This is a genomic window from Dactylosporangium sp. NPDC006015, from assembly GCF_040614215.1.
Lineage (GTDB): Bacteria > Actinomycetota > Actinomycetes > Mycobacteriales > Micromonosporaceae > Dactylosporangium > Dactylosporangium maewongense.
In genome coordinates this window covers 46,801-69,802 of record NZ_JBEXUD010000015.1, presented here as the reverse complement: position 1 = coordinate 69,802, position 23,002 = coordinate 46,801, and the positions used below count along the sequence as shown (strand labels likewise).

Here is a 23,002-nt window from a genome sequence, read left to right as displayed (position 1 = left end):
CAGGTGAAATCTGCTCCCACGGTGGCCGCCGACACACACGTCGGTGGCCACCGGCCCGTCTTCCACGGCTGGCGGATCGTCGCCGCGCTCGCCATCACCCAGACCGTCGGCTACGGCACCCTGTACTACGCCTTCGCCGTCCTCCTGCAACCCATGGCCACGACGCTGCACACCTCCACCACGACCGTCACCGGCGCGCTGACCGCATCGATCCTCGCCGGAGCGGTCATGGCCGTCCCGGTCGGGCGGTGGCTGGACCGCCACGGCGGCCGGGCCCTGATGACCGCCGGCTCGGCCGCCGCGACCGGGCTGCTCGTCGCCTGGTCACAGGTGTCCACCGTGATCCAGCTGTACGCCGTGCTGATCGGCATCGGCCTGACCTCGGCCATGGTGCAGTACGAAGCGGCCTTCGCCGTGGTGGTGTCCTGGTTCGATCCCGGACGGCGGGCGAAGGCGCTGCTGGCGATCACCATCGTGGCCGGGTTCGCCAGCGCCATCTTCCTGCCCCTGACCGGTGCCCTCGTCCAGCGGTACGGGTGGCAGCACGCCCTGCTCGTCCTCGCCGCCCTGCACGGCCTCATCACGGTCCCGTTGCACGGACTCGTCCTGCGCCGGCCGCCGTACACGCCGGTCGCCGCGAAGCACCGGCACCCAGCGGCCCGGCAGGCGGTGGTGGCCGCCGCGCTGCGCGACGGCCGGTTCTGGGCCCTCGCGGTCGCGTTCGTCGCCCACGGCGCGGCGATGACCACCATGACCGTCCACCTCGTCGGCTTCCTCACGAGCGTTGGACACCCGGTCACGTTCGCCGCCACGGTCGCCGGCCTGCTCGGCGTGCTGTCCGTGACCGGGCGGCTCGTGCTCACCGGCGCGCAACGGCGGATCCGGACCACCACCGTCGTCGCGGCCGTCTACACCGTCCAGGCCACCGCAGCCCTCGCGCTGCTCGCCGTCAGCGGCAGCCGGGCCGGCGCCATCGCAGGAGTCATCGCCTTCGGGCTCGGGTTCGGCATCTCCAGCCTGGCATCGCCCGCCCTGCTCGCCGACCGGTACGGCACCGTCGCGTACGCCACGATCGCCGGCATCCTCACCGTCCCCATCACGCTCTCCCGTGCAGGGGCACCACTCGGCGCCGCGGCGCTGCACACCGCCGGCGGCTACGTCCCGGTCCTCACCGCGGTCAGCGCCGCGTGCCTGATCGCCGCGGCCGGCATCGTCGTGAAGGCCTCGACACCCTCACCAGTGCCTCACGCCTCCGCCGCCCGCGCCACGGTCACCGCCACAGGGACGGACAACGCGTACATCACCAAGCCGTAGGCCAACAACGCCAGCACGACCACGGTCGAGGCGGTCGAGGCCGGCCGGTTTGCAGCGTTCTTGTCCGGGCTCGGCCTGCCGCGGCCGGGGCTGATGGGTGGATTCTGGAAGAATCCATTCGCCGCCGAGCAGGAATGGATCTTCGACTCGATTCCTGCTCCGACGCGGTCGCCGACCGTCCACGGGCAACCTGGTCGACGTGCTCGATCCAGCCGACTGCGCCGACGTGGTCACCGTCCAGCAGCAACGCGCCTGGTTCGACGACTGGTTCAAGACCGTAACCGGATGGCGCTGGCCGTTCTACGCGTTGCTGAGCCTCTTCCGGCGGTGATGATGTGAGGTGTGGGCCGCGGCGGACAGATCGCCGCGGTCCACGCTGTCAGCTCGAGGTCACTGCGAATCCGTCGAGCACCGCATACATGCCGGACAGCTTCGTGACGACGATGGTGTGCGTGCCGGCGCTGAGTCCGGTCCTGCTGAAGACGGCGACGTTGGCGTGGCGTACGCCGTCGGTGGGGATGGTGTTGACGACCTGCTGGGTGCCGCCGTCGATGGTGATGCCGAGGTTGCCCTGGTCGGTGTGCTGTTCGCCGTAGACGGTGACGCCGGTGCCGGTGAACGTCAGAGTGGCCGTGGATCCGTTGGTGGTGGCGTAGTGGATGTCGCCGTTGAGGTCGCCGAAGGTCCGGCCCGACTGCAACGTGAAGCCGCTGTACGCGATCCGGCTGTCGGTGTCGTCCAGTCGGGTCGTGGTCGGGCCGGTATTCGCGACCGCGAACCCGTCCAGCACCGCGTAGCTGCCGGACAGTTTGGTGACCACGATGGTGTGCGTGCCGGCGCTGAGTCCGGTCCTGCTGAACACGGCGACGTTGGCGTGGCGTGCACCATCAGCGGGGATAGTGTTGACGACCTGCTGGGTGCCGCCGTCGATGGTGATGCCGAGGTTGCCCTGGTCGGTGTTCTGTTCGCCGTAGACGGTGATGCCGGTGCCGGTGAAGGTCAGCGTGGCGGTGGATCCGTTGGCGGTGGCGAAATGGACGTCGCCGTTGAGGTCGCCGAAGGTCCGCCCGGACTGCAGGGTGAAACCGCTGTAGCTGATCCGGCTGTCCGTGTTGTCGATGCGGCCGGGGGTGACCGGGCCACCGCCGTCGTCGCCGACGCGGATGTCGGCCGCCGTGGTGCCCGACGGGATCGGCACGACGAGGAACCCGCCGGAGACGAACTGGACGCCGCTGACCCGCACGTTCTTGACGTAGACCGGGGTCGTGGCGGTGAAGCCGTGCCCGCCGACCAGCACCTGGGTCGCGTTCGTCGGGGAGATGTACCGGACCTGCGGCGCACCCGCGTTCGGTTGCGCGACGTATGCCGAGGTCAACCCCGCCGCCGCGAGGACGCTTGCCGGGACGTGTGTGGGGCCGGGTGTCGCCGGGATGGAGACGTTGCCGGAGGCGTTCGAGTCGACCGGTTGCGCGCACGGGTACGACTGGATCGGGGCGGAGAAGTAGTTGTTGCGGATCCAGAAGTGCCCGGTGGGGCTGCAACCGCCCTGTGCCGAGCCGCCGGCGCTGAACGCGACGTTGCCCTCCCAGTTGATCCATTCGGCGCCGGCGTCGTCGTAGTAGGTGAAGTTGGTGGAGCGGCCGTTGAAGGCGACGTTGCCCTTCACCTGTAGGCCCTTGGCGAGCGTGGCGACGGGGTCGATGGTGCCGTCGGTCCGGCGGACGTAGCCGGCCTGGTGGCCCTCGACGTAGATCGCGCCGCCGTCGCTGCGGACCGACATGTAGTCGTGGAAGAGGTTGTTGCTGATCGTGTTGCTCTCGTTGATGTTCGTGGAGTTCTGCGGCGTGCTCGCCTGGTCCACGTGGCCCTGGATGACGCCGGCGGTGATCGCGGTGTACGGCAGGTCGTACAGCACGTTGTTGGTGATCCTCGTGCCCCGGGAGAACAGCAGCGTGATGCCGCACGCGGAGGAGTAGTCGGTGCCGATGTGATGGATGACGTTGTCGGACACCGTGGTGTTGGTCAGGATCTCGTTGAGCCCGACGCTGTCGCCGCTGACGGCCGCGGGATCGGGCGTGCAGTGGTCCTTGATCCCCTGCGCTTCGCCGTCGTTCGTCGGGGTCGGGTCGTAGGTGCAGCCCAGCAGCAGGGCGGTGGAGGAGATGTCGGTGAACTCGTTGCCCTGGATGAGGGTGTTGCGTGCGCCGTACATGACGCTGAGCCCGGCGCCGCCGAGGTTGACGAACCGGTTGCCGGCCAGGGTGAGGTTGGTGGTGGCGGTGAACGCGACGTTGGCGAGGGGCTGGGTCAGCGCGCCCCACGGGCAGCTGCCGGCCGGGTTGGAGAAGGTGCACATGCCCTGGTTGCGTCCCTCGGTGATGCGCAGGTTGCTCTGCACGTCGGAGAAGCCGCGGGAAGGGTCGTTCCAGGTGGCGTAGGAGAACTGCAGCCCGACGAACGTGACGTCGTGCAGCGGGTTGGCCAGCGTGCCCGCACCCTGCAGCAGCGACTCGAGGCGGGGGAGCTCCACGTCGAGGTTCTGCATCTGCTGCCAGGACTCCGGTTGGTAGTACAGCCGGTTCGCGTCCAGGAACCATTCACCCGGGCTCAGCAACGCCCTGGTGTTGTCGACCCGTGCCGGCTTGGTGTTCACCGACATGGACGGCAGCCCGCCGCTGCCCTGGCTGAACGCGGCCCGGTTGGTGACGTTCGTCCAGCAGGGCTGCGCCATCGTGAGGGTCGCCGTGCTCGCCGCGTAGCCGGCGACCGGGCACCGCGACTCGGTCCAGGGGCCGTTGCCGCCGGGATAGTCGAACTCGACCCTGGCCACCTCGGCCGCCGTGCGCGCGCCGAACCACGCCTTCGCGTTGGCGTCGCCGCTGATGGTGTACCCGGACGAGGACCCGGTCCAGCCGGCGTTCCACCCGAGGTCCGACAAGGATGCACCGGCGACCGGCACCTTCCTGCCGTCGACGTACAGCTGCCGGGTCTGGCTGCCCGCCGGCACCGGCGCGGACCAGACGCCGCTGGTGCCTTCCTGCACCCAACCGGTCACCCGGGTCGCGCCGGAGATCACCGGCACGGCGCCGGGCGCGGCGCGCCACACCACGGGATGCCCCGTGCTGCCGGAGTCGGCGGCGGTGAACTTCCAGGTGCTGGACAGCCGGTACGTGCCGTCCGCCAGCAGCACCTGCACGTCCGCGCCGGGGTCGGCGGCGAGCTTGGCGCGGACGGCGGCCTGCGCGCCGGCGAGGGAACACGGGGCCGCCTGCGTGCACGACGACCCGGCGCCGGCCGGCGACGCGGAGAAGGTCGCCGCGGTCGCCGCGGTCGCCTGCGGGATGAGCAGGGCCGGCGCCAGTCCCGCCGCGGTTGCGGCTATCCCGGCGAACAGCAGTCTGAGTCGGATCATGGTCGTCCTTTCGGCGAGACCGCTCCCCGCAGCGGGCAGGCATACATGGGATGTATTGCGATCGCTGGACGCGCCGACTCGTAAGCGACCTGGTCCGAACTGTGCGATGGGGTGCGGACTGCGACCATGCTCCGTGGCGGCGGGCACAGTCATCTGCTGCGAAACATAGGATGTGTCAGTGGCGATGTCAAGACATCGACGCGCGTGCCCGCCCCTATGATCAGCGGGTGCCGGACCGGCTCACCACGGCAGGTCGCCGGCAGTGTCCCGTCGGGCCGTCCCGACCTCGCCGCCCCGCAGGAGGTGGCGCGGGGCCTGGACGTGCCGTGGGGGCTGGCGTTCCTGCCCGACGGCGACGTGCTGTTCGCCGAACGCGACACCGGCCGGATCCTGCGGCTGCGTCCGGGTGCCGCGCCGCAGGAGGTGTGCAGTTTGGTCAAGATCGACGCATGTTGAAAGACCCCGTTCGAACACCTGATCTTGCCTACGAACGAAGAGGCCGGAGGTTCGAACTACCTCCGAGGACGCCACAGAAAGGCGCAGGCAATTGTCGGGTGGTCAGGCGGCGCCGGTGCGGTGGGCGTAGATGACGGCGTGGATGCGGTCGCGGAGGCCGAGTTTGGCGAGGATGCGGCTCACGTGGGTCTTGACGGTGCCTTCGGAGATGGTGAGGCGGGTGGCGATCTCCTGGTTGGACATGCCCTCGGCGATCAGGTGCAGGACGTCGCGTTCGCGGGCGGTCAGGACGTCGATGGGGACGAGGTCGGACGGGCGGGGGTCGGTGGAGACGAAGTGCTGGACGAGGCGGCGGGTGACGGTCGGGGCGGCGACGTTGTGGCCGCCGGCCACGGCGCGGACCGCCTGCGTCAGTTCGGTGTCGAGGGCGTCCTTCAGCAGGAAGCCGGCGGCGCCTGCGCGGAGGCCCGCGTAGACGTATTCGTCGAGGTCGAACGTGGTCAGGATGATCACGTGGGGTGGGGCGGACGGGGGGAGGGCGGTCCGGAGACGGCGGGTGGCCTCGATGCCGTCGACGCCGGGCATGCGGACGTCCATCAGGATCACGTCCGGGGACACCGACGCGGCGACCAACAGGGCCTGCAGGCCGTCCGCGGCCTCGCCGACCACGACCAGGTCGTCGGTGCCGTCGAGGATCATGCGGAAGCCGGCGCGGACGAGGGACTGGTCGTCGGCGAGCAGGACGCGGATCATGCGACGAGCGCCAGGGGCAGGAACGCCGACACCTCGAAGCCGCCGTCGGGGGACGGGCCGGCGGTCAGGACGCCGTTGAGGGCGGTGACCCGTTCCGTGATGCCCCGCAGGCCGTTGCCGGGCGTCAGGGGCGCAACGACACGGCCGTTGTCGCAGACGAAGATCCGCAGGCCGGAGGGGTCGAAGGTGAGCTCCACCGTACAGGAGGCGCCCGGCGTGGCGTGTTTGAGCGTGTTCGTCAGAGCCTCCTGGACGATCCGGTAGGCCGCCAGTTCGATCACGGCGGGCAGGGTCGCCGGGGCACCGGCCACGCTGAAGGTGACCGGCACGCCGCTGGCTCGGACCCGGTCGATCAGCTCCGGCAGCGTGGCGAGGCCGGGCTGCGGGGACAGGGAAGCCGGCGCGCGGACCAGGTTGAGCAGGCGGCGCATCTCGGCGAGGGAGGCGCGGCCGGTGGTGACGATCGTGGTGAGCGCGGCGTCGGAGCGCTCGGGGGAGCGGTGCAGCTGAGCCTTGGCGCCCTGGGCCTGCACGACCATCACCGACAGGCCGTGCGCGACGACGTCGTGCAGCTCGCGGGTGATGCGGCCGCGTTCGGAGGCGACGGCGAGGGCGGTGCGCTGCTCCTGCTCGCGTTCCAGGTCGTCGGCGCGGGCCTGCAGGACCGCGACGTGCAGCCGCCGGGTGCGGGCGCTGTCGGCGACGGCCCAGGTGGCGGCGAGCAGCAGCGCGGGCACGGCCGCGGACTGCAGCGCGCGCACCAGCATGGGCAGCGCGTCGCCGTGGACGGCGGCGTACAAGGCCTTCGACGCCCGGCCGAGGTAGTCGGCCACGGACGTCAGCGGGCGGGCGGGGTCCGGCGCGAGGCCGATCCCCTGCGCCAGCGCGCCGGACAGCAGCAGCGCCTCGGTCGCGACCAGGGTCGCCAGGACCGTCTGGCGGCGGTGGTCGGAGCTGGTCAGGGTGTACATCGTGATCAGGACCGCGACGTCGGTCGGCGGCGACTTGAGGACCGGGTCGAGCAGGTGCACCTCGGCCGCGCAGATCGCCAGGATCGTCGCGGTGAGGGGCCAGCGGTGCCGCAGGACGATCGCGACCGCCGACGGGATCGCGGCGAGGCTCCACCAGAGCGTGTGCAGCCGCCAGGCGGCGACGGTGCCGAACGTGGCGAGCACCTTGAAGTCCGGCTCACCGAACAGCAGGAGCGCGTCGCTCCACAGCAACGTGGCGGCGACCAGCACAGCGATGAGCGACGCGTCCAGCAGGCGTTGCATCGTCCGAGCGTACGTGCGTCGCGGCGGTTGCGGATCTGTCGCACGACAGACCCCGAAGATCGGTCTGCGGCCAGACGCGGGTGATGCCGGTGAACGGCGACCGTGAGCACATGACATCGAGACCGCTCCTGGCGCTGGTACTGGTGGCGCTCCTGGCCGGCTGCTCACCGGCGGCCGAGCAGCAGGACCCCAGCGTGATCAACACCCAGCAGGCCCTCGACGTGGGCCGCCGTATCTCCCAGTGCGCCCGCGACCACGGGTACCCCGACATGGCGGACCCGGTGATGGAAGGTGACCGCCTCGCCTGGCCGGGCGACGGCCGCGACGTCAAGGAGCAGCTGCGGACGCTCAGCGAGCAGGTCCCCGAGTGCAAGGCGATCATGGACGAGATGGCGGCGCTCGGCACGCCCCGCTCCGCCGAGCCGCCCAGCGCCGCGGACATGGAGAAGCTCAAGGCGTTCGCCAGGTGCATGCGGGAGCACGGCATCGACGGCTTCCCCGACCCGAAGGCGGACGGCACGTTCCCGCTCGTCGGCACGCCGCTGGAGAACGAAGGCAAGAGCGAGCGGGTCCTGACCGCCATGGACGCCTGCAAGAGCATCTACGACAAGAAGATCGCGGTCTCATGAGGGTACGAGTGGTTGCGGCCGGCAGCGCGCTGCTGGCGGCGGGAGTGGCCGGCTGGGCGATGACCCGCCCGCAGAAGCCCGAAACCGTCGCGGCGCCCCAGGTGCGCACGACGACGTCGCCGGTGACGCGCGGCGATGTCGCCGCCCGCGTCCAGGTCGCCGGCGTGCTGGGCTTCGACGGCGCGTACACCGTCGTGAACCAGCTGCCGGGCGGCGTCGTCACCGCCGTGCCGGCGCCCGGGACCGCCGTCGTCCGCGGCGCCGACCTCTACACGGTGGCCGGCGTCCCGGCGACGCTGCTCTACGGAGCCGTGCCGGCGTACCGGGAGCTGGCCGCGGGCATGAGCGACGGCGTCGACGTGCTGCAGCTGGAGCAGAACCTGGTCGCCCTCGGCATGGACCCGGGCCACGGCATCACCGTCGACCGGCACTTCAGCGACGCCACCGCGACCGCGGTCCGGCGCTGGCAGGCGGCCCGCGGCCTGCCCGTCGCGCAGCGCACCGGCCGGCTGCCGCTCGGGCAGGTCGCGTTCCTGCCCGGCGCGGTGCGGGTCGGCGCGGCCCTCGTCCAGGTCGGCGCGTCCGCCGGGCCGGGTGAGCCGATGCTGTCGGCGACGACGACCGCCCGCGTGGTCCGCGTCGCGCTGAGCGCCGGCCGGCAGGGCACCGTCCACGCCGGCGATCCGGTCACGGTCAACGTGCCCGGACTGGACGCCCCCGTCCCGGGCACCGTCCGCGAGGTCGGCACCGTCGCGATCGCGCCCGAGCCGGGCAACAACGGCCCGCCCGGGCCGGCCACCGTGTCGATGGTGGTGACCGTGACCATGCCGCCCGGCGCGCCCGCGCTCGACCAGGCGCCCGTTCAGGTGTCGATCACCGGGTCGCAGCGCAGGAACGTGCTGCGGGTCCCGGTCACCGCCCTGCTCGCCGCCGCAGACGGCGGCTACCAGGTCGCGGTCGTCGACGGGTCCGGCCGACGCCTGATCACGGTCGCGACCGGCCTCTTCGACGAGAACGCCAGCATGGTCGAGATCACCGGCGGCGAGCTCACCGAAGGCATGCGCGTCGAGGTACCTGTCACTTGACATCTTCCCCGTACCTGACGGCGGGGGATTCCAGCGGTCGCCCGCTGGGTTTCCTGCTTCACCGACGACTGCCCCGTCCGAGAGGACTCTCGTTGAGGTCTTACACCGCCTCCACAGGCGATCACGGAGAGCCCCTCCGCGAGGATGTTGCGGGCCGCGTTGACGTCCCGGTCGTGCACGGCGCCGCACCGGCACGTCCACGACCTGACGTTCAGCGGCATCTGCTTAGCGCGCGCACCACAGGTCGAGCACAGTTTGGACGACGGGAACCAGCGGCCCACCACGACCAGATTCCGGCCGTGCCAGTCAGCCTTGTATTCGAGCATGGTGCGGAACTGCCGCCAGGCCGCGTCGCTGATGGCGCGGGCCAGGCTGTGGTTGGTAACCATGTTGCGTACGGTCAGGTCCTCGATCACGATCGTTTGGTTCTCACGAACGAGCCGAGTGCTCAGTTTGTGCAGGTGATCCCTGCGCCGGTCGGTGATCCGGGCGTGCACGCGGGCCACCTTGAGCCGAGCCTTGGCCCGGTTCGCGGAGCCCTTCTCCTTGCGGGCGAGCGCACGTTGGGCGCGGGCGAGCGCCGCGCGGTCCCGGCGCTCGTGCTTCGGGTTGGTGATCTTCTCACCGGTGGACAGGGTGAGCAGGCTGTCCAGGCCGGCGTCGACACCGACCGCACCCGTGACCAGGGTCAGCTCGATCCTGTCGTCGCAGAGCAGGGACACGAACCAGCGGCCCGCGCTGTCCTGGGACACGGTGACCGTGGACGGAGATGCACCTTGTGGGAGGGGACGCGACCACACGATGTCCAGGGGTTCGGCCATCTTGGCCAGGGTGAGCCGACCGTCACGCCAGCGGAACGCACTGGTGGTGTACTCCGCCGACCGACGCGACCGCTTCTTGCTCTTGAACGTCGGATACCTGGCCCGCTTGGCGAAGAAGTTTGTGAACGCCACCTGCAGATGGCGCAGCGCCTGCTGCAGAGGGACCGAGGACACCTCGTTGAGGAACGCCAGTTCCTCGGTCTTCTTCCAGCCGGTGAGCAGCGCGCTGATGGCGTTGTAGTTGACCCGCTCCTGCCGCAGCTTCCACGCCTCGGAGCGGGCCTGCAACGCCATGTTGTACACCAGCCGGACACACCCGAACGTCCGAGCAAGCTCAGCGGCCTGCTCCGGAGTCGGGTAGAAGCGGTACTTGAACGCCCGCTTCACAGTCCTGGACAAGGCTCGCAAGTTAGCACACCAAGCAGTAGACGTTGCGGCGACGCGACGGGTGGACGCCGATCCGGGCTGGCTGTGGATTGGCTCCTCCTGCCCTGCTCCGCAAGTGATCCGTTTCCTCCCCATGGCTCAAGCCGGGGGTTTCACGGAGGTTTCCGATGACCGATGCCGTTCTGGCTCTGGTACAGGCAGCGCGCACGTACCCCGGCACCCCGCCCGTCGAGTCGTTGCGGGGCGTGGACCTGACCGTCGCCGCCGGGGAGATGGTCGCCGTGGTCGGACCGTCGGGGTCCGGCAAGACCACGCTGCTGAACCTCGCCGCCGGGCTGGACCGGCCGACGAGCGGCTCGGTGCGCCTCGCGGGGCACGCCGTGGAGGACCTGACGGACGGGCAGCTGTCCGGCCTGCGGGCGCACACGCTCGGCGTCGTGTTCCAGCAGTTCTTCCTGATGGACCACCGGTCCGCGGTCGACAACGTGGCCGACGGGCTGCTGTACCGCGGCGTGCGCGCGTCGTCGCGACGGCGGGCGGCGGCCGACGCCCTCGACCGGGTCGGCCTCGCGCACCGCGTCGACCACCCCGCCGGCAAACTGTCCGGCGGCGAACGGCAGCGCGTCGCCATCGCCCGCGCGCTCGTCGGCCGTCCCGCGCTGGTCCTCGCCGACGAGCCCACCGGCAACCTCGACAGCAGGACCGGCGGGCAGATCCTCGTACTGCTGCGGCAACTGCACGCGGACGGCGTGACGCTGCTCGTCATCACCCACGACGCCGTCGTCGCGGAGGCCTGCCCGCGCCGGGTCGACCTCCGCGACGGCCGGATCGTCGCCGACACGCTGACTGGACGGTCCGGATGAGATCCCGTGTACGCGCCGCCGACCTGCTCCCGCTGGCGAGCATCGGCATGCGCAGCCGACCCCTGCGCGCCGCACTGTCCACATTGGGCATCGCGATCGGCGTCGCCGCCATCGTCGGGGTCCTCGGCATCACCCGCTCCAGCCAGGCCGACCTCCTCGCCCGCATCGACCACCTGGGCACCAACCTGCTCACCGTCGCCAATGGCACCCGCATCGGCGGCGACGAGGCGAAGCTGCCCACGTCCTCGGCGACCGGCGCCGCCCGGACCGACGGCGTGCTGAAGGTGACGGCGACCGCGGGCGTGCCGCGCCTGCAGGTGTTCCGCACGGACATGGTGCCCGCCTACCGCGGCGGCGGCGTCGAGGTCCGCGCCACCGAGCCGTCGCTGCTGGACACGCTCGACGGGCACCTGGCGACCGGCGTCTTCCTCAACGACGCGACCGCCCGGTATCCCGTGGTGGTCCTCGGCCACGACGCGGCGACGGCGCTCGGCATCGCCCAGGTCGACGCCGGCACGCGCGTCTGGCTGGGCGAGCACTGGTTCACCGTCGCGGGGGTGCTGCGCCCGTTCGAGCTCGCCCCCGAGATCGACCGGGCCGCGCTGATCGGCCTGCCGGTGGCCGCGTCGTACTTCGGCTACGACGGCCACCCGACGCGCCTGTACGTCCGCGCGGACACCGCGCGGACGGCCCCGGTCGCGGGGATGCTGGCCCGCGCCGTCAACCCCACCGAACCGAACAGCGTCAACGTGAGCCGCCCCTCCGACGCCCTGGCCTCCCGGCTGCTCGTCGCGGACTCCATCACGTCCCTGCTGCTCGGCCTCGGCGCGGTGGCCCTGCTCGTCGGCGGCGTCGGCGTCGCCAACGTCATGGTCATCTCGGTCCTGGAGCGCCGCACCGAGATCGGCCTGCGCCGCGCCCTGGGCGCCGCCCGCCGCCACATCACCGCCCAGTTCATGACCGAGTCCCTCCTGCTGTCCCTGCTGGGCGGCCTCGCCGGCGTCATCCTCGGCACGGCCGTCACGCACGCCGTCGCCGCGTACCGCGGCTGGCAGCCGCTCGTGCCGCTGTCGGCGGTCGCCGGCGGCTTCGCCGCGACGCTGTTGATCGGCGTGGTCGCGGGCGTCTACCCGGCGGTCAGAGCCGCCCGCCTCAACCCGACGGACGCGCTGCGGACCGCGTGAGCTGCTCGCGGAGGATGTCGCCGTGGCCGGCGTGGCGGGCGAGGTCCTCGATCAGCAGCAGGTAGATGAACCGGAGGCTGACGTCGCCGGCGACGGGATGGGGTCTGGTGTCGTCGAGCTCGAAGCCGGCGGCGATCGCGCGGGAGCGCTCGCTCGCCCGCTCGAACTCGGCGATCACGTCCGCCAGGGTCTCGTCGCCGGCGACGACGAAGCTGCTGTCACCGCCGGCGGCGGGCCCGTCGCACTCGGCCGCGTCCAGGCCGAGCAGCACCCGCTGGAACCAGATGCGTTCGGCGGTCGCGGCGTGCTTGACCAGCCCGATCGGCGTCGTCAGCGATGCCACGAGTCGCTGCCGCGCCTGGGCCTCGGTCAGCCCGCGCGCGGTGTCGATGAGCGCCTGCCGGGCGCGGTCGAGCATGTGCTCCAGCAGGAGCCGTTCGGGCCCGGCGGTCACCGTGGGCATCGTCCACATAGGTCGTCCATCCTTCCGGCTGCATGCCGTGGCATCGGGTCGGATCGTGGGGCCGGCGTCAGAAGGTCCTCAGCGACGCTTCGAGACCGGTCCCGGCTGGCCGACCCCGGTGCCGAGGGCGTCCGAGCGCGGCTACCCTCGCCACCGCCTCGCCGTCACCGCCGCCCGCCTCGTCGGCACCCTCACCGCCGCCCGCTAGAGCGCGTCGGAGGCGGGCCGGCGGAGCGTCAGTCGAGTGCCTGGCGGGACAGGGCCGGGGCCTCCTTCCCGGCCAGGAGCCAGCCGCCGGCGTACGCGACCGCCGGCAGCCCGACCAGGATCGCCGCGAGCGCGACCGACGGCGGGTGGCCCAGCCAGTGCAGCGCCCGGTGGTGCCAGGAGAGCAGCGCCAGGTAGGCGCCGGCCGTGCCGAGCAGCGCGCCGAGCAGCGCGAGCGCCCCGGCGGTCGCGGCCGTCAGCGCCCGGCGGGTGCGGCGCGGCGCGCCCGTCGCGGTCAGGGTGCGCAGGTCGCGGGCGGTCTCGCTGCGGATCAGGCCGACCGTCACGGCGAGCACGCCGAGCGCGACCGCGATCCCGATGGCGGTCGCGAACAGCGCGACCCGGGCCACGTCCGCGCCCGTCGGGCGGGTCTCCACGGTGAGGCCGGACCGCTGGGCCGTCTCCTCGGCCCGGTCGATCTGGGCCTGGGTCAGCGGGCCCGGGGCGTGGACCAGCCAGCCGCCCGGGACCGCCTGCAACCGCAGCGTGGCCATGGCGTGGGCGGTGATCAGCGAGCCGGGCAGCGACGGGTACGCCGGCAGGTCCGCGTGCTGCACCTTCGGGCGCCAGTCGGGCTGGTCGCTGGGGATCAGGTCGTACCCGTCGTAGCTGGCGCGGAAGGTGACGATGTCGGTGTCGGCGGCGATGCTCGCCGGGTCGATCCCGTAGTGGCGCAGCACCTCCGGCGTCGCCACGACCAACGGGTCGGCCTCGGAGCTGCTGTACTGGGTCATCGTGCGGCCGCCGATCGTCTCCCGGCGGCCGATGCCCATCTGCGACACCGGACGCCCGCCGCCGGAGTCGCCGACCTGCGGCCCGTGCGGGTCCATCGCCGCCTGGAGCGGGAGCACCGACGTGGCGTGCAGCGCGGCCGCGATCACGTCGACCTGCTGCCGGGCGGCGGCCTCCTGTTCCGGTGTCGTCTCCGGTACCGGTCCGTCGAGGCCGGACGGTCCGAGCCACACGACGAGCTGGTCGGCCGGCAGGTTGCCGCCGGCCGGCGCGGCCGCCTTGGCGACGGACACGGCGGCGGCGAGCGCGAGGGCGGCCGCGATGCCGACGGCGAGGGTGATCGCGGCGACCGCGGCGCTCGACCGGGCCCGGTAGCGGGCCAGGTCGCGCAGCGCCAGCCGGGGCGCCAGCGGGACGAACCGCGCCAGCCGGCCGGCGGCGGCCACGCCCAGCGGGGCGAGCAGGAGCAGGCCGGTGGCGACGCCGAGGACGCCGCCGATGAGGTACGGAGGCTCCTCGTGGTGCGACGTGAAGAGCGCGCCGAGCCCGGCGGCGAGGAGCGCCAGGCCGGCCAGCGCGAAGCGGTGCGCCGGCCGGGGCGGCAGCGGACGCGCCGACAGCGCGGCGACGACCGGGACGCGGGCGGCGGCCCGGGCCGGCCACCAGGCCGCACCCACGGCGGTGAGGACCGCCAGCAGCAGCATGGCGGCGAACGCGGACCAGGGCAGGTCGAAGCGGTCGATGCGGCGCCCGATCAGCGGCTCCAGCCGGGGGCTGAAGGCGGCCCATCCGGCGAGCCCGGCCGCCGCGCCGACGATCGCGCCGGTCGCGCCGATGACGGCGCCGTTGGCCACCAGCACGAGCCGGATGTGCCGGTGGCTCGCGCCGATCGCGCCGAGCATGCCGAGCGCCCGCATCCGCCGCTGGGCCATCACGGTGAACCCGGCCACGGCGAGCAGGCCCACGAACAGCAGGCCGATGGTGGCGAGCACGAGGACCGGGACCGTGCCCGGATCCGTCTGCGTGCCGCGGAACTGGGCCGACATCCCGTCCGGCTTGCGGGCGGCGCGGAACTGCTGCTCGGTGGAGCGGATCAGCACGGCGGTCTGCGCGTCGGCGCCGGCCTGGCCGGGCGCGACGAGCGCGAAGTGGTCGAGCAGGTTGCGCGGGTTCTCGACCAGGCCGACCACCGTGCGGCGCCGGCCGCCCTGGTCCCAGGTGCCGTCGAGGCGCAGGTCGAACGTCTTCGCCACCCGCGGGGTCACCGCGACCTCGTCCGCGCCCTGCGGGTAGCGGCCGGCGGTGAGGCGCAGCATGGAGCGTCCGTAGGGGCCGTTCGGGTCCTGGGCGCGCAGGTCGTACGCGGTGGCCGAGCCGGGCACCGGGATCTTCTGATGGTTGATGACCTCGATGGTGCCGAACGCGGTCCGCAGCGTGGCGAGGTCGGCGTCGGCCTGCGCGCCGGTGCTGCCGATCGTGGCCAGGCGGTTGGCGGTGCCGAACGTCGCGGCCTGCGGATCGCCGGCGGAGCCGGCGTAGCCGAGCCCGGCCGTGGTCGCGGCGACGGCGATCACCAGCAGCACCAGGACGAGCGCCTGCTGCCGCCACTCCCGGCGGAACAGCCGCCACGCCCAGCGCACGACCGCTCTGCGTGCCGGCATGCCGCCGTGGCCCTTGCCCAGCACCGGCGGCGGCCTCTCCTCCACGACGGCGCTCATCGGGCTCATCGGGCCGCCTCGTCGGCCAGCAGGGACTCGGGCCCGGGGCGCGGCGCCGTCCGGTCGACGATGCGCCCGTCGCGGATGAACACGACCCGGTCTGCCCACGAGGCGAGCTGCGCGTCGTGGGTCACGATGACCGCGGCCAGCCCGCGCTTGCAGGCGGCCAGCATCATGCGCATGACCGTCTCGCCGTTGGCCGAGTCGAGGGCGCCGGTGGGCTCGTCGGCGAGCAGCAGCCGCCGGTCGCCGACGACGGCCCGCGCGATCGCGACCCGCTGCCGCTCCCCACCGGACAGCTGGTCGGGGAAGCGGGCCGCCCGGTCGGCGAGCCCCAGGTCGTCGAGCGCCCGCTGGCCGGCGGCGCGGGCCTTGCCCGCCGGGACTCCGTCGAGCTCGAGTGGCAGCGCCACGTTCTCGGCCGCGGTCAGGCCGGGAAGCAGGTTGAAGTCCTGGAAGACGTACCCGATGGCGCGCCGCCGCAGCCGGCTCCTGTCGTCGCGCGACATCCCGCCCAGCGACCGCCCCGCGACGTGCACCTCGCCGCTCGTCGGCGACTCCAGCGCCCCGGCGATCGTGAGCAGCGTGCTCTTGCCCGAGCCGCTGGGCCCCATCACCGCGACCATCTTGCCGGCCTCGACCGTCAGCGACACCTCGCGCAGGGCGTGGACCTCGTCGCTGCCGTCGAGGTACGTCTTCGACACGCCGTCCAGGCGCAGCACGTCACTCATCGACGGACCCCCGTCCGGCGCCGGATCAGCGGTGTCGCGGGCCGCTCCCTGGGTGGCTCGAGCGCGGCGCGTTTCAGCCGGCCGTCGGCGGTGTCCAGCCACTGCACGACCGAGTCGAGCCGGTACAGCTCGGCGTCCACGACGAGCGCGAGCCCGAGGTCGAGGTCGGCCTCTTCCTCCTTGAGCCGGGTCCACTGCTGCATCAGCTCGACCAGGTACCGCCGGTGCGTCTGGATGACCTCGTGCACGTCGACGCCCGGCAGGCGGACCGCGACGAGCACCTTGATGACCAGCTCGTCGCGCGGCGGCGACTCCAGGTTGGGCGGGGTGCGCAACCACCCGGCGAGCTCCTCGGCCCCGTCGTCGGTGATCCGGAACCCCCGCTGCGGCCCGGGCTCGGCGTCGCCGTCGGACTCCACGAGACCGTCCCGCTCCAGCCGCTGCAGGGTCGTGTAGACCTGCCCGACGTTGAGCGGCCACACCTCACCGGTGCGCGCCTCGAACTCCTCGCGCAGCTGCAGCCCGTACTTCGGACCCTCACTGAGCAGCGCCAACAGTGCGTGCCGGATGCTCATCGGATCGCCTTCCTCGATATCATGCCCCGTATAATACTCAGTATACTAACCTTGTCGAGGATCTCGATGTCCCGTGTTTCGGATCATCCTGGTGGGGAACATCTGGTGCATGCAGCCAGGTGCGTCAGCGGGAGACGAGATCGTCGTGGACACCCAGCCGTTCCTGCGGGTGGGTGTGGGCATGCCGGTCGTCGACGAAGCCGGGGAGCAGATCGGCGTCGTGGCGGCGGTGCAGGGACCGGGGACCGACATCCGCCCCGACACGATCGCCGGGATCGCCGAGCACCTGATGGGCACCGGGTATGCGCGCATCGACGGCACCGGATTCCTCTCCAACGACGTCTACGCCGCCGGCAACCAGATCAGCGGAGTGACCGACGACGTCGTCGAGCTGCACGTCGGCCGCGAGGAACTGCACCGCGCCACGAGCTGAACGCCCCGCCGCGGCTCCTCCCGTGGGGGATGATGCTGCGGTGGATGAACGCGCGGGCGACTTCGTCACGGCATTCAAGGCGTTCCTGGAGGAGGTCGTCAGCGACCACCGGGAGCGGCAGGACACCGACGGGCAGCTCGTCCCGGTCCTGACCGATCACCTCGGCAACGACCCGCGGCGGCTGCCCGTCGTCACCGAGGAGGTCGCCGGGCACCAGTTCGTCGACCTCGACATCGCGCTCGACGAGGTGCAGCGCCGCGGCGGGCGGCACGCGCTCATCGGGATCGGCGGCGGCGAGCAGCGCCGGCACCAGTCGCTGAGCGAGATCCTGCAGCACGCCGGGCGGTATGGCCAGTTCGGCGTGGCCGCCGTCGACTACGCCAGCGTCGCCACCGGGCCTGACACGGCACGCCAGGCGGTGTCGTTCGGGCTGCGGCTGCTCATGTACGACGGAGCGCCCGTCGCCGTCCTGCAACGCTCGCCCGACATGCGCATCGGCCAGGCGATGGCCCGGATGGAGGTCGTCACCGCGGCCGAGGGTGTGGCGGCCCGCCTGATCGAAGAGGTCGGCGCCCTGATGCTGCGGCGGTCGGTGCTGCGCGGTCAGGTGTTGTCGCTGGGCGGCTCGGCGTACGAGCGCGGCGTCGGCCAGATCTCGTTCCACCGCCGCCCCGACGTCACCGAGGCCGACATCATCCTCCCCGACGGCGTGCTCGCCCGCGTCCACCGGCACGTCGCCGGCATCGCCGAGCACCGCGACCGCCTGCGCGCCGCCGGCCAGCACCTCAAGCGCGGCCTGCTGCTCTACGGCCCGCCCGGCACCGGCAAGACCCACACCGTCCGGTACCTGCTGTCCGCCCTGCCGGACGTCACCGTCGTCCTGCTGGCCGGCCCGGCGATCGCGTTCGTCGCCGAGGCCGCCAGGATGGCCCGCGCGCTGCAACCGGCGCTCGTCGTCCTGGAGGACTGCGACCTGGTCGCCGAGAGCCGCGAGCTGCACCACGGCCCGCAGCCGCTGCTCTTCACCGTCCTGGAGACCCTCGACGGCCTCGGCGACGACGCCGACGTCGCGTTCCTGCTCACCACCAACCGCGTCAACGTCCTCGAACCCGCCCTCGCCCAGCGCCCCGGCCGCGTCGACCTGGCGGTGGAGATCCCGTTGCCCGACGAGGCCTCCCGTCGCCGCCTGCTGCGCCTGTACGCCCGGAACCTCCCCTTCACGGAGCCCGCGCTCGACCGGGCGGCCGCCGCCGCGGCGGGCGTCACCGCCTCGTTCGCCAAGGAGCTCCTCCGCCGCGCCGTCCTGGTTGCCGCCGAGGAAGGCACCCACCCCACCGACACCCACCTCGCCACAGCCCTCGACGAGATGCTCTCCCAGGCCGAGTCCGTCACCCGCTCCCTCCTCGGCACCCCGGCGTCCTGACCCGGGAGGCCCGGCAGCTCTTCGGCGAGCTGCCCGGCCTCGTCGCCGCCGGGGTGCTCGGCCCGGGTCAGGCGTACATCTCCTCGATGACGGTGGCGTGCTTCGAGGAGACGATGCGGCGGCGGAGTTTCAGGGACGGGGTGAGTTCGCCGGTTTCGGGGGTCCAGGCGGACGGCATGATGCGGAAGGTCTTGATCTGCTCGGGGCGGGACAGGCGCTCGTTGACCGAGGCGACCACCGCCGACACGGCCGCGTGGACGGCCGGGTCGGCGGCGAGCGCGGCGAGGTCGACGTCCGCGAGGCCCTGTGACGTGGCCCAGACGGGGGCGACCTCCTCGTCGAGGACGATGAGCGCGGTGATGTACGGGCGCCGGTCGCCGATGGTGACGGCCTGGCCGATCAGCGGGCTGACGCGCAGCAGGTTCTCGATCTGTGCGGGGGAGATGTTCTTCCCGCTGGACGTGATGATGAGCTCCTTCTTGCGGTCGGTGATGGTGAGGAACCCGTCCGCGTCGACGGCGCCGACGTCGCCGGTGGAGAGCCAGCCGTCGGTGTCCACGATGGACTGTGTGGAGCCGTCGGCGTCGAGGTACCCGAGGCAGACGAGCGGGCCGCGGACCTGGATCTCGCCGTCGTCGAGCAGGCGCACCTCCATGCCGGCGTTGGCCCGGCCGACGGTGCCGGGGCGGAAGGTCGTGGGGGTGTTGATGGTCGTGGTGCCGGTCGTCTCCGTCATGCCCCACACCTCGAGCACGTCGACGCCGAGGCCGGCCAGGAACACCAGCACGTCCACGGGGATCGGCGCGGCGCCGCTGCCGGCCCAGCGCATCTCGTCGAGGCCGAGCAGGGCGCGCATCGGTGCCAGTACCTTGGCATCCAAGGCGGCGAGCTGCGCTGCCTGGTCCTCGGCCAGGGCCTTCCCGTCGGCCCGGGCGTGGAAGCTCTCCCGGGCCAGGCCGCTGGCGGTCTCGAACGCGGCCCGGACCGCCGGGTCGGCGGTGGCCAGCTGGGCCTGCACGCCGGCGGCCATCTTCTCCCAGACGCGGGGGACGCCGAAGAACGAGTGCGGCCGGACCGCGCGCAGCGCGGCGACGAGCTGCTTGCCGTCGGTGACGATCGTGGCGTGCCCGACGCGGTAGAGCAGGTTGTAGATGCCCAGGACGCGTTCGGCGATGTGTGCGAGCGGCAGGTACGCGAGGGTGCGCGGGTGGTCGGGCACCGCCACCGCCCCTTCCAGGACCCCGCACTGGTAGACGACGTTGCGGTGCGACAGCAGGACGCCCTTGGGGTCGCCGGTGGTGCCGGAGGTGTAGAGCAGCGTGACGGGCTGCTCGGTGCGCACCTGCCGCCACGCCCGCTCGAACTCCGTCGGGTCGGCGGCGTGCAGCGCGGCCCCGTCGGAGGCCACTGTGGACAGTGCCGTCGTCCCCGCCTGTACCGCGTCCTCCTCGACGACGATGACGTGCTCGACGGCGGGGAGGTCGCCGAGGACGGCCTGCCAGCGTCGCAGCTCGGGCAGGCCGTTGACGACGAGGATCTTCGCGCCGCTGTGCTGGGCGATGTACCGCAGCTGCTCGGCGCTGAGGGTGGCGTAGGCGGTGCAGGGGACGGCGCCGAGATGCACGGCGGCCAGGTCGGCGACCCAGTGCTCGATGCGGCTCGGCAGGCTCATGATCATGCGGTCGCCGGGGGAGAGGCCGAGGGCGCTCAGCCCCCGGGCCACGGCGGCGACCCGGTCACGCAGCTCCAGCCAGGTGACGGAGTCATCGGTGTTGAAGGTGCTCAGCGCCACCAGGTCGGGGTGTTCGGTGGCGTTGCGGTGCAGTAGTGCGGGAATGCTCGTGCCGGCGGCGATGTCCGCGCAGCGCGTCGCGAGGTCCAGGTTGGCGGTCACGGACTCAGCCTCCTCGGCCGACGGATCAGCTCTGGAGGGACTGTAACTCCCGATTAACTTATTGGGAAGAGATCCGACGTCAGGCGCGTGAACCGTGATTCAGGCGTGCAAAGCCGCCAGTGCGAGACCGGCCGTCTGCGAGGAGTAGCCGGGGGTGCGGTCGAAGCCGCCGAGGCGGCCGATGTCGGTGACCACGTTGAGCGCCGCGTGCACGAGGACCCGCGCGTCGGCGACCGGCAGCTCCGGCCGGACCGCGCCGACGAGCCGCACCCACTCCTCGACGTGCAGGCGCTGCGCCCCGCGCAGCTGGTGCCGGTCGGCGTCGGGCAGGTTGTTGTTCTCGGCCAGGTAGACCGCGACCAGGTCGCTCTGCCCGAACGCGAAGTCGACATACGCCGCCACGACCCGCCGCAGCGCGTCGGTGGGGTCGCTCGCCTCCGCGATCGCCGTGCTCGTCGCGCCGGTGAGCCGGTCCGTGGCCCGGTAGTAGGCGGCCGCGAGCAGGTCGGCCTTGCTGGGGAAGTACCGGTAGACGCTGGACGCCTGCATGCCCGCCGCACGGCCGATGTCCTCGACGGAGACGGCGTGGAAGCCGTGCCGGTGGAAGAGCCGGATCGCCTCGATGAGCAGCAGCTCGCGGCGCGACGCGGGCTTGATCACCGCGGGTGCGTCCACGCCGCCCGCCGGCAGCTGCGGCGGGTCGGCGCGCAGCAGGGTCCACGCGACCCGGGTCAGCAGCCGCGCGGTGTCGGTGCCGGTGGCCGCCACGCGGTGCGTGGTGACACTGCCGAACGCGCTGAGCGCCGCGTTGACCAGCAGCTCCGCCTGGCCCGCGGCCAGCTCTGGCCGCATGGCGCGCAGCGGCCCGGCGAGGCGGCCGACCAGCTCGGTGAGGCCCGCGCCGAACTCGCGGCGGTGCTCCACGGTGAGGTAGCGCCGCTCCCACTGGTACAGCCCGGCGGCGCGGCGCCTGGCCACGGCGATCCCGGCGACCGCGGCGAGCAGCTCGTCCAGGGTGCCCTCGGTGGTGGCGGCGAGCAGCGCGTTGACGACGTCCCGGGTGGCGTGCACGAGGATCGCGTACTTGTTCGGGAAGTGCCGGTAGACCGCGGGTCCGCTGATGCCGACGACCGCGGCGATCTCGTCGACGGACACCCCGTGGTAGCCCCGCTCACAGAACAGCTCGGCGCCGGCCAGGGCGATGCGGTCCTTGCGGTCCTTCGGCCGCTTCGCCGGCGTGGCGGGCTCCGCGCTGTTCGCTGCTGTTCGCACACGGTACAGGTTAACGCCGCCACGACAACGCTTGACAACTGAGCGCACCGGCACAGAAAGTTAGGCGGGATTCGCGTCCGAGAGCGTTTAGGCGAGGAGTGGTCATGGCATCCGAGGCGTACATCTACGACGCGCTGCGCACGCCGCGCGGCCGCGGCAAGCCCACCGGAGCGCTGCACTCGGTGAAGCCGGTGTCGCTCATCAGCGGCCTGATCGAGGAGACGCTGCGCCGCGCGCCAGGCCTGGACCCGGCCCGCATCGACGACGTCGTGCTCGGCGTCGTGTCACCGCTCGGCGACCAGGGCGCCGACATCGCCAAGACCGCCGCCCTCACCGCCGGGCTGCCCGACACGGTCGCCGGCGTGCAGCTCAACCGGTTCTGCGCCTCCGGCCTCGAAGCCGTGAACGTCGCCGCGCAGAAGGTCCGGTCCGGCTGGGAGGACCTCGTCCTCGCCGGCGGCGTCGAGTCGATGTCGCGGGTGCCGATGGGCTCCGACGGCGGCGCGTGGGCCCTCGACCCGGAGACCAACTACGACACCGGCTTCGTGCCGCAGGGCATCGGCGCCGACCTGATCGCCACCCTCGACGGGTACACCCGCGAGGACGTCGACCGCTACGCGCTGCAGTCGCAGACCAGGGCCGCGAAGGCCTGGGCCAACGGCTACTTCGCCCGGTCCGTCGTGCCGGTGCGGGACCGCAACGGGCTCGTCGTCCTCGACCGCGACGAGCACCTGCGAGCGTCCACACTGGAGGGTCTCGGGCAGCTGCCGGCGTCGTTTGCGATGATCGGTGAGATGGGCGGCTTCGACGCGGTGGCGTTGCAGCGGTACCACTGGGTCGAGCGGATCGAGCACGTGCACACCGCCGGCAACTCCTCCGGCATCGTCGACGGCGCGTCGCTCGTCGTCATCGGCAACGAGGCGGTCGGCGCCGCCGCCGGCCTGACGCCCCGCGCCCGCATCGTCGCCACCGCCGTCAGCGGCGCCGACCCGACCATCATGCTCACCGGCCCGGCACCCGCCGCCCGCAAGGCCCTCGCGAAGGCGGGCCTCGGCGTCGACGACCTGGATCTCGTCGAGATCAACGAGGCGTTCGCGGCCGTGGTACTGCGGTTCGTCGCCGACCTGGGACTCAGCATGGACATCGTCAACGTCAACGGGGGCGCCATCGCCATGGGTCACCCGCTCGGCGCGACCGGCGCCATGATCCTCGGCACCCTCACCGACGAGCTGGAGCGGCGCGGCGGCCGCTACGGCCTCGCCACGCTCTGCGTCGGCGGCGGCATGGGCATCGCAACCGTCATCGAACGCCTGTAG

18 protein-coding genes and 2 pseudogenes are annotated in these 23,002 nt (G+C 72.5%); 10 read left to right on the top strand and 10 right to left on the bottom strand.

The annotated features are described in order from the left end of the window. Nucleotides 1-21 precede the first annotated feature (21 nt). Both ABZ321_RS26335 and ABZ321_RS26330 read left to right on the top strand, forming a co-directional pair. Nucleotides 22-1,314 (top strand): MFS transporter, encoded by a 1,293-nt coding sequence (locus tag ABZ321_RS26335; RefSeq protein WP_354895744.1) that lies wholly within the window; start codon nucleotides 22-24, stop codon nucleotides 1,312-1,314. Nucleotides 1,315-1,513: 199 nt separating this feature from the next. Then, nucleotides 1,514-1,645: a hypothetical protein gene (locus tag ABZ321_RS26330; RefSeq protein ID WP_354895741.1), complete on the top strand. Its 132-nt coding sequence runs from the start codon at nucleotides 1,514-1,516 to the stop codon at nucleotides 1,643-1,645. A gap of 48 nt (nucleotides 1,646-1,693) precedes the next feature. Here ABZ321_RS26330 and ABZ321_RS26325 read toward each other — a convergent pair whose 3' ends face one another. After that, the gene (locus ABZ321_RS26325; RefSeq protein ID WP_354895738.1) at nucleotides 1,694-4,726 is read right to left on the bottom strand and encodes a hypothetical protein; all 3,033 of its coding nucleotides are present in this window, start codon (nucleotides 4,724-4,726) and stop codon (nucleotides 1,694-1,696) included. A gap of 303 nt (nucleotides 4,727-5,029) precedes the next feature. Between ABZ321_RS26325 and ABZ321_RS26320 the strand changes: the two are divergent. Then, a pseudogene (locus ABZ321_RS26320) lies at nucleotides 5,030-5,143 on the top strand (PQQ-dependent sugar dehydrogenase); the annotation flags it as partial. Between the two features lie 141 nt (nucleotides 5,144-5,284). Here ABZ321_RS26320 and ABZ321_RS26315 read toward each other — a convergent pair. Both ABZ321_RS26315 and ABZ321_RS26310 read right to left on the bottom strand, forming a co-directional pair. After that, entirely contained in the window at nucleotides 5,285-5,935 is a 651-nt protein-coding gene (locus tag ABZ321_RS26315) for a response regulator transcription factor (protein ID WP_344505476.1), read from the bottom strand. Then, entirely contained in the window at nucleotides 5,932-7,209 is a 1,278-nt protein-coding gene (locus ABZ321_RS26310; RefSeq protein ID WP_354895734.1) for a histidine kinase, read from the bottom strand. The genes ABZ321_RS26315 and ABZ321_RS26310 overlap by 4 nt, the downstream gene beginning before the upstream one ends. 110 nt (nucleotides 7,210-7,319) lie before the next feature. Here ABZ321_RS26310 and ABZ321_RS26305 point away from each other — a divergent pair, with 110 nt between their 5' ends. Continuing rightward, nucleotides 7,320-7,838 (top strand): hypothetical protein, encoded by a 519-nt coding sequence (locus ABZ321_RS26305; RefSeq protein WP_354895731.1) that lies wholly within the window; start codon nucleotides 7,320-7,322, stop codon nucleotides 7,836-7,838. After that, the gene (locus ABZ321_RS26300) at nucleotides 7,835-8,923 is read left to right on the top strand and encodes a peptidoglycan-binding protein (RefSeq protein ID WP_354895728.1); all 1,089 of its coding nucleotides are present in this window, start codon (nucleotides 7,835-7,837) and stop codon (nucleotides 8,921-8,923) included. The genes ABZ321_RS26305 and ABZ321_RS26300 overlap by 4 nt, the downstream gene beginning before the upstream one ends. Nucleotides 8,924-9,072: 149 nt before the next feature. Here ABZ321_RS26300 and ABZ321_RS26295 read toward each other — a convergent pair. Next, nucleotides 9,073-10,266 (bottom strand): annotated as a pseudogene (locus ABZ321_RS26295) (RNA-guided endonuclease TnpB family protein); the annotation flags it as partial. Nucleotides 10,267-10,298: 32 nt separating this feature from the next. Between ABZ321_RS26295 and ABZ321_RS26290 the strand changes: the two are divergent. Together ABZ321_RS26290 and ABZ321_RS26285 are read left to right on the top strand one after the other, a co-directional pair. Beyond that, complete coding sequence (locus ABZ321_RS26290; RefSeq protein ID WP_354895725.1) at nucleotides 10,299-10,994, top strand: ABC transporter ATP-binding protein; 696 nt, start codon at nucleotides 10,299-10,301, stop codon at nucleotides 10,992-10,994. After that, nucleotides 10,991-12,178 (top strand): ABC transporter permease, encoded by a 1,188-nt coding sequence (locus tag ABZ321_RS26285; protein ID WP_354895722.1) that lies wholly within the window; start codon nucleotides 10,991-10,993, stop codon nucleotides 12,176-12,178. The genes ABZ321_RS26290 and ABZ321_RS26285 overlap by 4 nt, the downstream gene beginning before the upstream one ends. Here ABZ321_RS26285 and ABZ321_RS26280 read toward each other — a convergent pair. The 4 genes from ABZ321_RS26280 to ABZ321_RS26265 all read right to left on the bottom strand — a co-directional run bounded on the left by ABZ321_RS26280 (nucleotide 12,147) and on the right by ABZ321_RS26265 (nucleotide 16,664). Next, on the bottom strand, nucleotides 12,147-12,650 hold the full coding sequence (locus ABZ321_RS26280) for a DinB family protein (RefSeq protein WP_354895719.1): 504 nt from the start codon (nucleotides 12,648-12,650) through the stop codon (nucleotides 12,147-12,149). The genes ABZ321_RS26285 and ABZ321_RS26280 overlap by 32 nt on opposite strands. 227 nt (nucleotides 12,651-12,877) lie before the next feature. Next, nucleotides 12,878-15,358 (bottom strand): FtsX-like permease family protein, encoded by a 2,481-nt coding sequence (locus tag ABZ321_RS26275; protein ID WP_354895717.1) that lies wholly within the window; start codon nucleotides 15,356-15,358, stop codon nucleotides 12,878-12,880. A 5-nt stretch (nucleotides 15,359-15,363) separates the two neighbouring features. After that, on the bottom strand, nucleotides 15,364-16,089 hold the full coding sequence (locus tag ABZ321_RS26270; protein WP_354895715.1) for an ABC transporter ATP-binding protein: 726 nt from the start codon (nucleotides 16,087-16,089) through the stop codon (nucleotides 15,364-15,366). Beyond that, the gene (locus ABZ321_RS26265) at nucleotides 16,086-16,664 is read right to left on the bottom strand and encodes a PadR family transcriptional regulator (protein WP_344505466.1); all 579 of its coding nucleotides are present in this window, start codon (nucleotides 16,662-16,664) and stop codon (nucleotides 16,086-16,088) included. Before ABZ321_RS26265 ends, ABZ321_RS26270 begins: the two co-directional genes overlap by 4 nt. A 109-nt stretch (nucleotides 16,665-16,773) precedes the next feature. On the opposite strand from ABZ321_RS26265, the gene ABZ321_RS26260 reads away from it, so the two are divergent. Both ABZ321_RS26260 and ABZ321_RS26255 read left to right on the top strand, forming a co-directional pair. Further along, nucleotides 16,774-17,097: a hypothetical protein gene (locus ABZ321_RS26260; RefSeq protein ID WP_344505465.1), complete on the top strand. Its 324-nt coding sequence runs from the start codon at nucleotides 16,774-16,776 to the stop codon at nucleotides 17,095-17,097. Nucleotides 17,098-17,137: 40 nt separating this feature from the next. Next, nucleotides 17,138-18,520, top strand: a complete 1,383-nt coding sequence (locus tag ABZ321_RS26255) for an AAA family ATPase (RefSeq protein WP_354895711.1) — start codon at nucleotides 17,138-17,140, stop codon at nucleotides 18,518-18,520. A gap of 67 nt (nucleotides 18,521-18,587) precedes the next feature. Here the strand turns inward: ABZ321_RS26255 and ABZ321_RS26250 are convergent, their stop codons facing one another. Further along, the gene (locus ABZ321_RS26250) at nucleotides 18,588-20,414 is read right to left on the bottom strand and encodes an AMP-dependent synthetase/ligase (RefSeq protein WP_354895709.1); all 1,827 of its coding nucleotides are present in this window, start codon (nucleotides 20,412-20,414) and stop codon (nucleotides 18,588-18,590) included. Between the two features lie 99 nt (nucleotides 20,415-20,513). Continuing rightward, nucleotides 20,514-21,686, bottom strand: coding sequence for a TetR family transcriptional regulator (locus ABZ321_RS26245; protein WP_354895706.1), 1,173 nt, complete (start codon nucleotides 21,684-21,686; stop codon nucleotides 20,514-20,516). A 104-nt stretch (nucleotides 21,687-21,790) separates the two neighbouring features. Between ABZ321_RS26245 and ABZ321_RS26240 the strand changes: the two genes are divergently transcribed. Further along, entirely contained in the window at nucleotides 21,791-23,002 is a 1,212-nt protein-coding gene (locus tag ABZ321_RS26240; RefSeq protein WP_354895703.1) for an acetyl-CoA C-acetyltransferase, read from the top strand.

What these genes read in the sequence shown, in the direction of transcription:
- ABZ321_RS26325 (WP_354895738.1), bottom strand. Translation starts at nt 4,726, where the DNA reads ATGATCCGACTCAGACTGCTGTTCGCCGGGATAGCCGCAACCGCGGCG.
- ABZ321_RS26315 (WP_344505476.1), bottom strand. Translation starts at nt 5,935, where the DNA reads ATGATCCGCGTCCTGCTCGCCGACGACCAGTCCCTCGTCCGCGCCGGC.
- ABZ321_RS26310 (WP_354895734.1), bottom strand. Translation starts at nt 7,209, where the DNA reads ATGCAACGCCTGCTGGACGCGTCGCTCATCGCTGTGCTGGTCGCCGCC.
- ABZ321_RS26305 (WP_354895731.1), top strand. Translation starts at nt 7,320, where the DNA reads ATGACATCGAGACCGCTCCTGGCGCTGGTACTGGTGGCGCTCCTGGCC.
- ABZ321_RS26300 (WP_354895728.1), top strand. Translation starts at nt 7,835, where the DNA reads ATGAGGGTACGAGTGGTTGCGGCCGGCAGCGCGCTGCTGGCGGCGGGA.
- ABZ321_RS26290 (WP_354895725.1), top strand. Translation starts at nt 10,299, where the DNA reads ATGACCGATGCCGTTCTGGCTCTGGTACAGGCAGCGCGCACGTACCCC.
- ABZ321_RS26285 (WP_354895722.1), top strand. Translation starts at nt 10,991, where the DNA reads ATGAGATCCCGTGTACGCGCCGCCGACCTGCTCCCGCTGGCGAGCATC.
- ABZ321_RS26280 (WP_354895719.1), bottom strand. Translation starts at nt 12,650, where the DNA reads ATGTGGACGATGCCCACGGTGACCGCCGGGCCCGAACGGCTCCTGCTG.
- ABZ321_RS26275 (WP_354895717.1), bottom strand. Translation starts at nt 15,358, where the DNA reads ATGAGCGCCGTCGTGGAGGAGAGGCCGCCGCCGGTGCTGGGCAAGGGC.
- ABZ321_RS26270 (WP_354895715.1), bottom strand. Translation starts at nt 16,089, where the DNA reads ATGAGTGACGTGCTGCGCCTGGACGGCGTGTCGAAGACGTACCTCGAC.
- ABZ321_RS26265 (WP_344505466.1), bottom strand. Translation starts at nt 16,664, where the DNA reads ATGAGCATCCGGCACGCACTGTTGGCGCTGCTCAGTGAGGGTCCGAAG.
- ABZ321_RS26260 (WP_344505465.1), top strand. Translation starts at nt 16,774, where the DNA reads ATGCAGCCAGGTGCGTCAGCGGGAGACGAGATCGTCGTGGACACCCAG.
- ABZ321_RS26240 (WP_354895703.1), top strand. Translation starts at nt 21,791, where the DNA reads ATGGCATCCGAGGCGTACATCTACGACGCGCTGCGCACGCCGCGCGGC.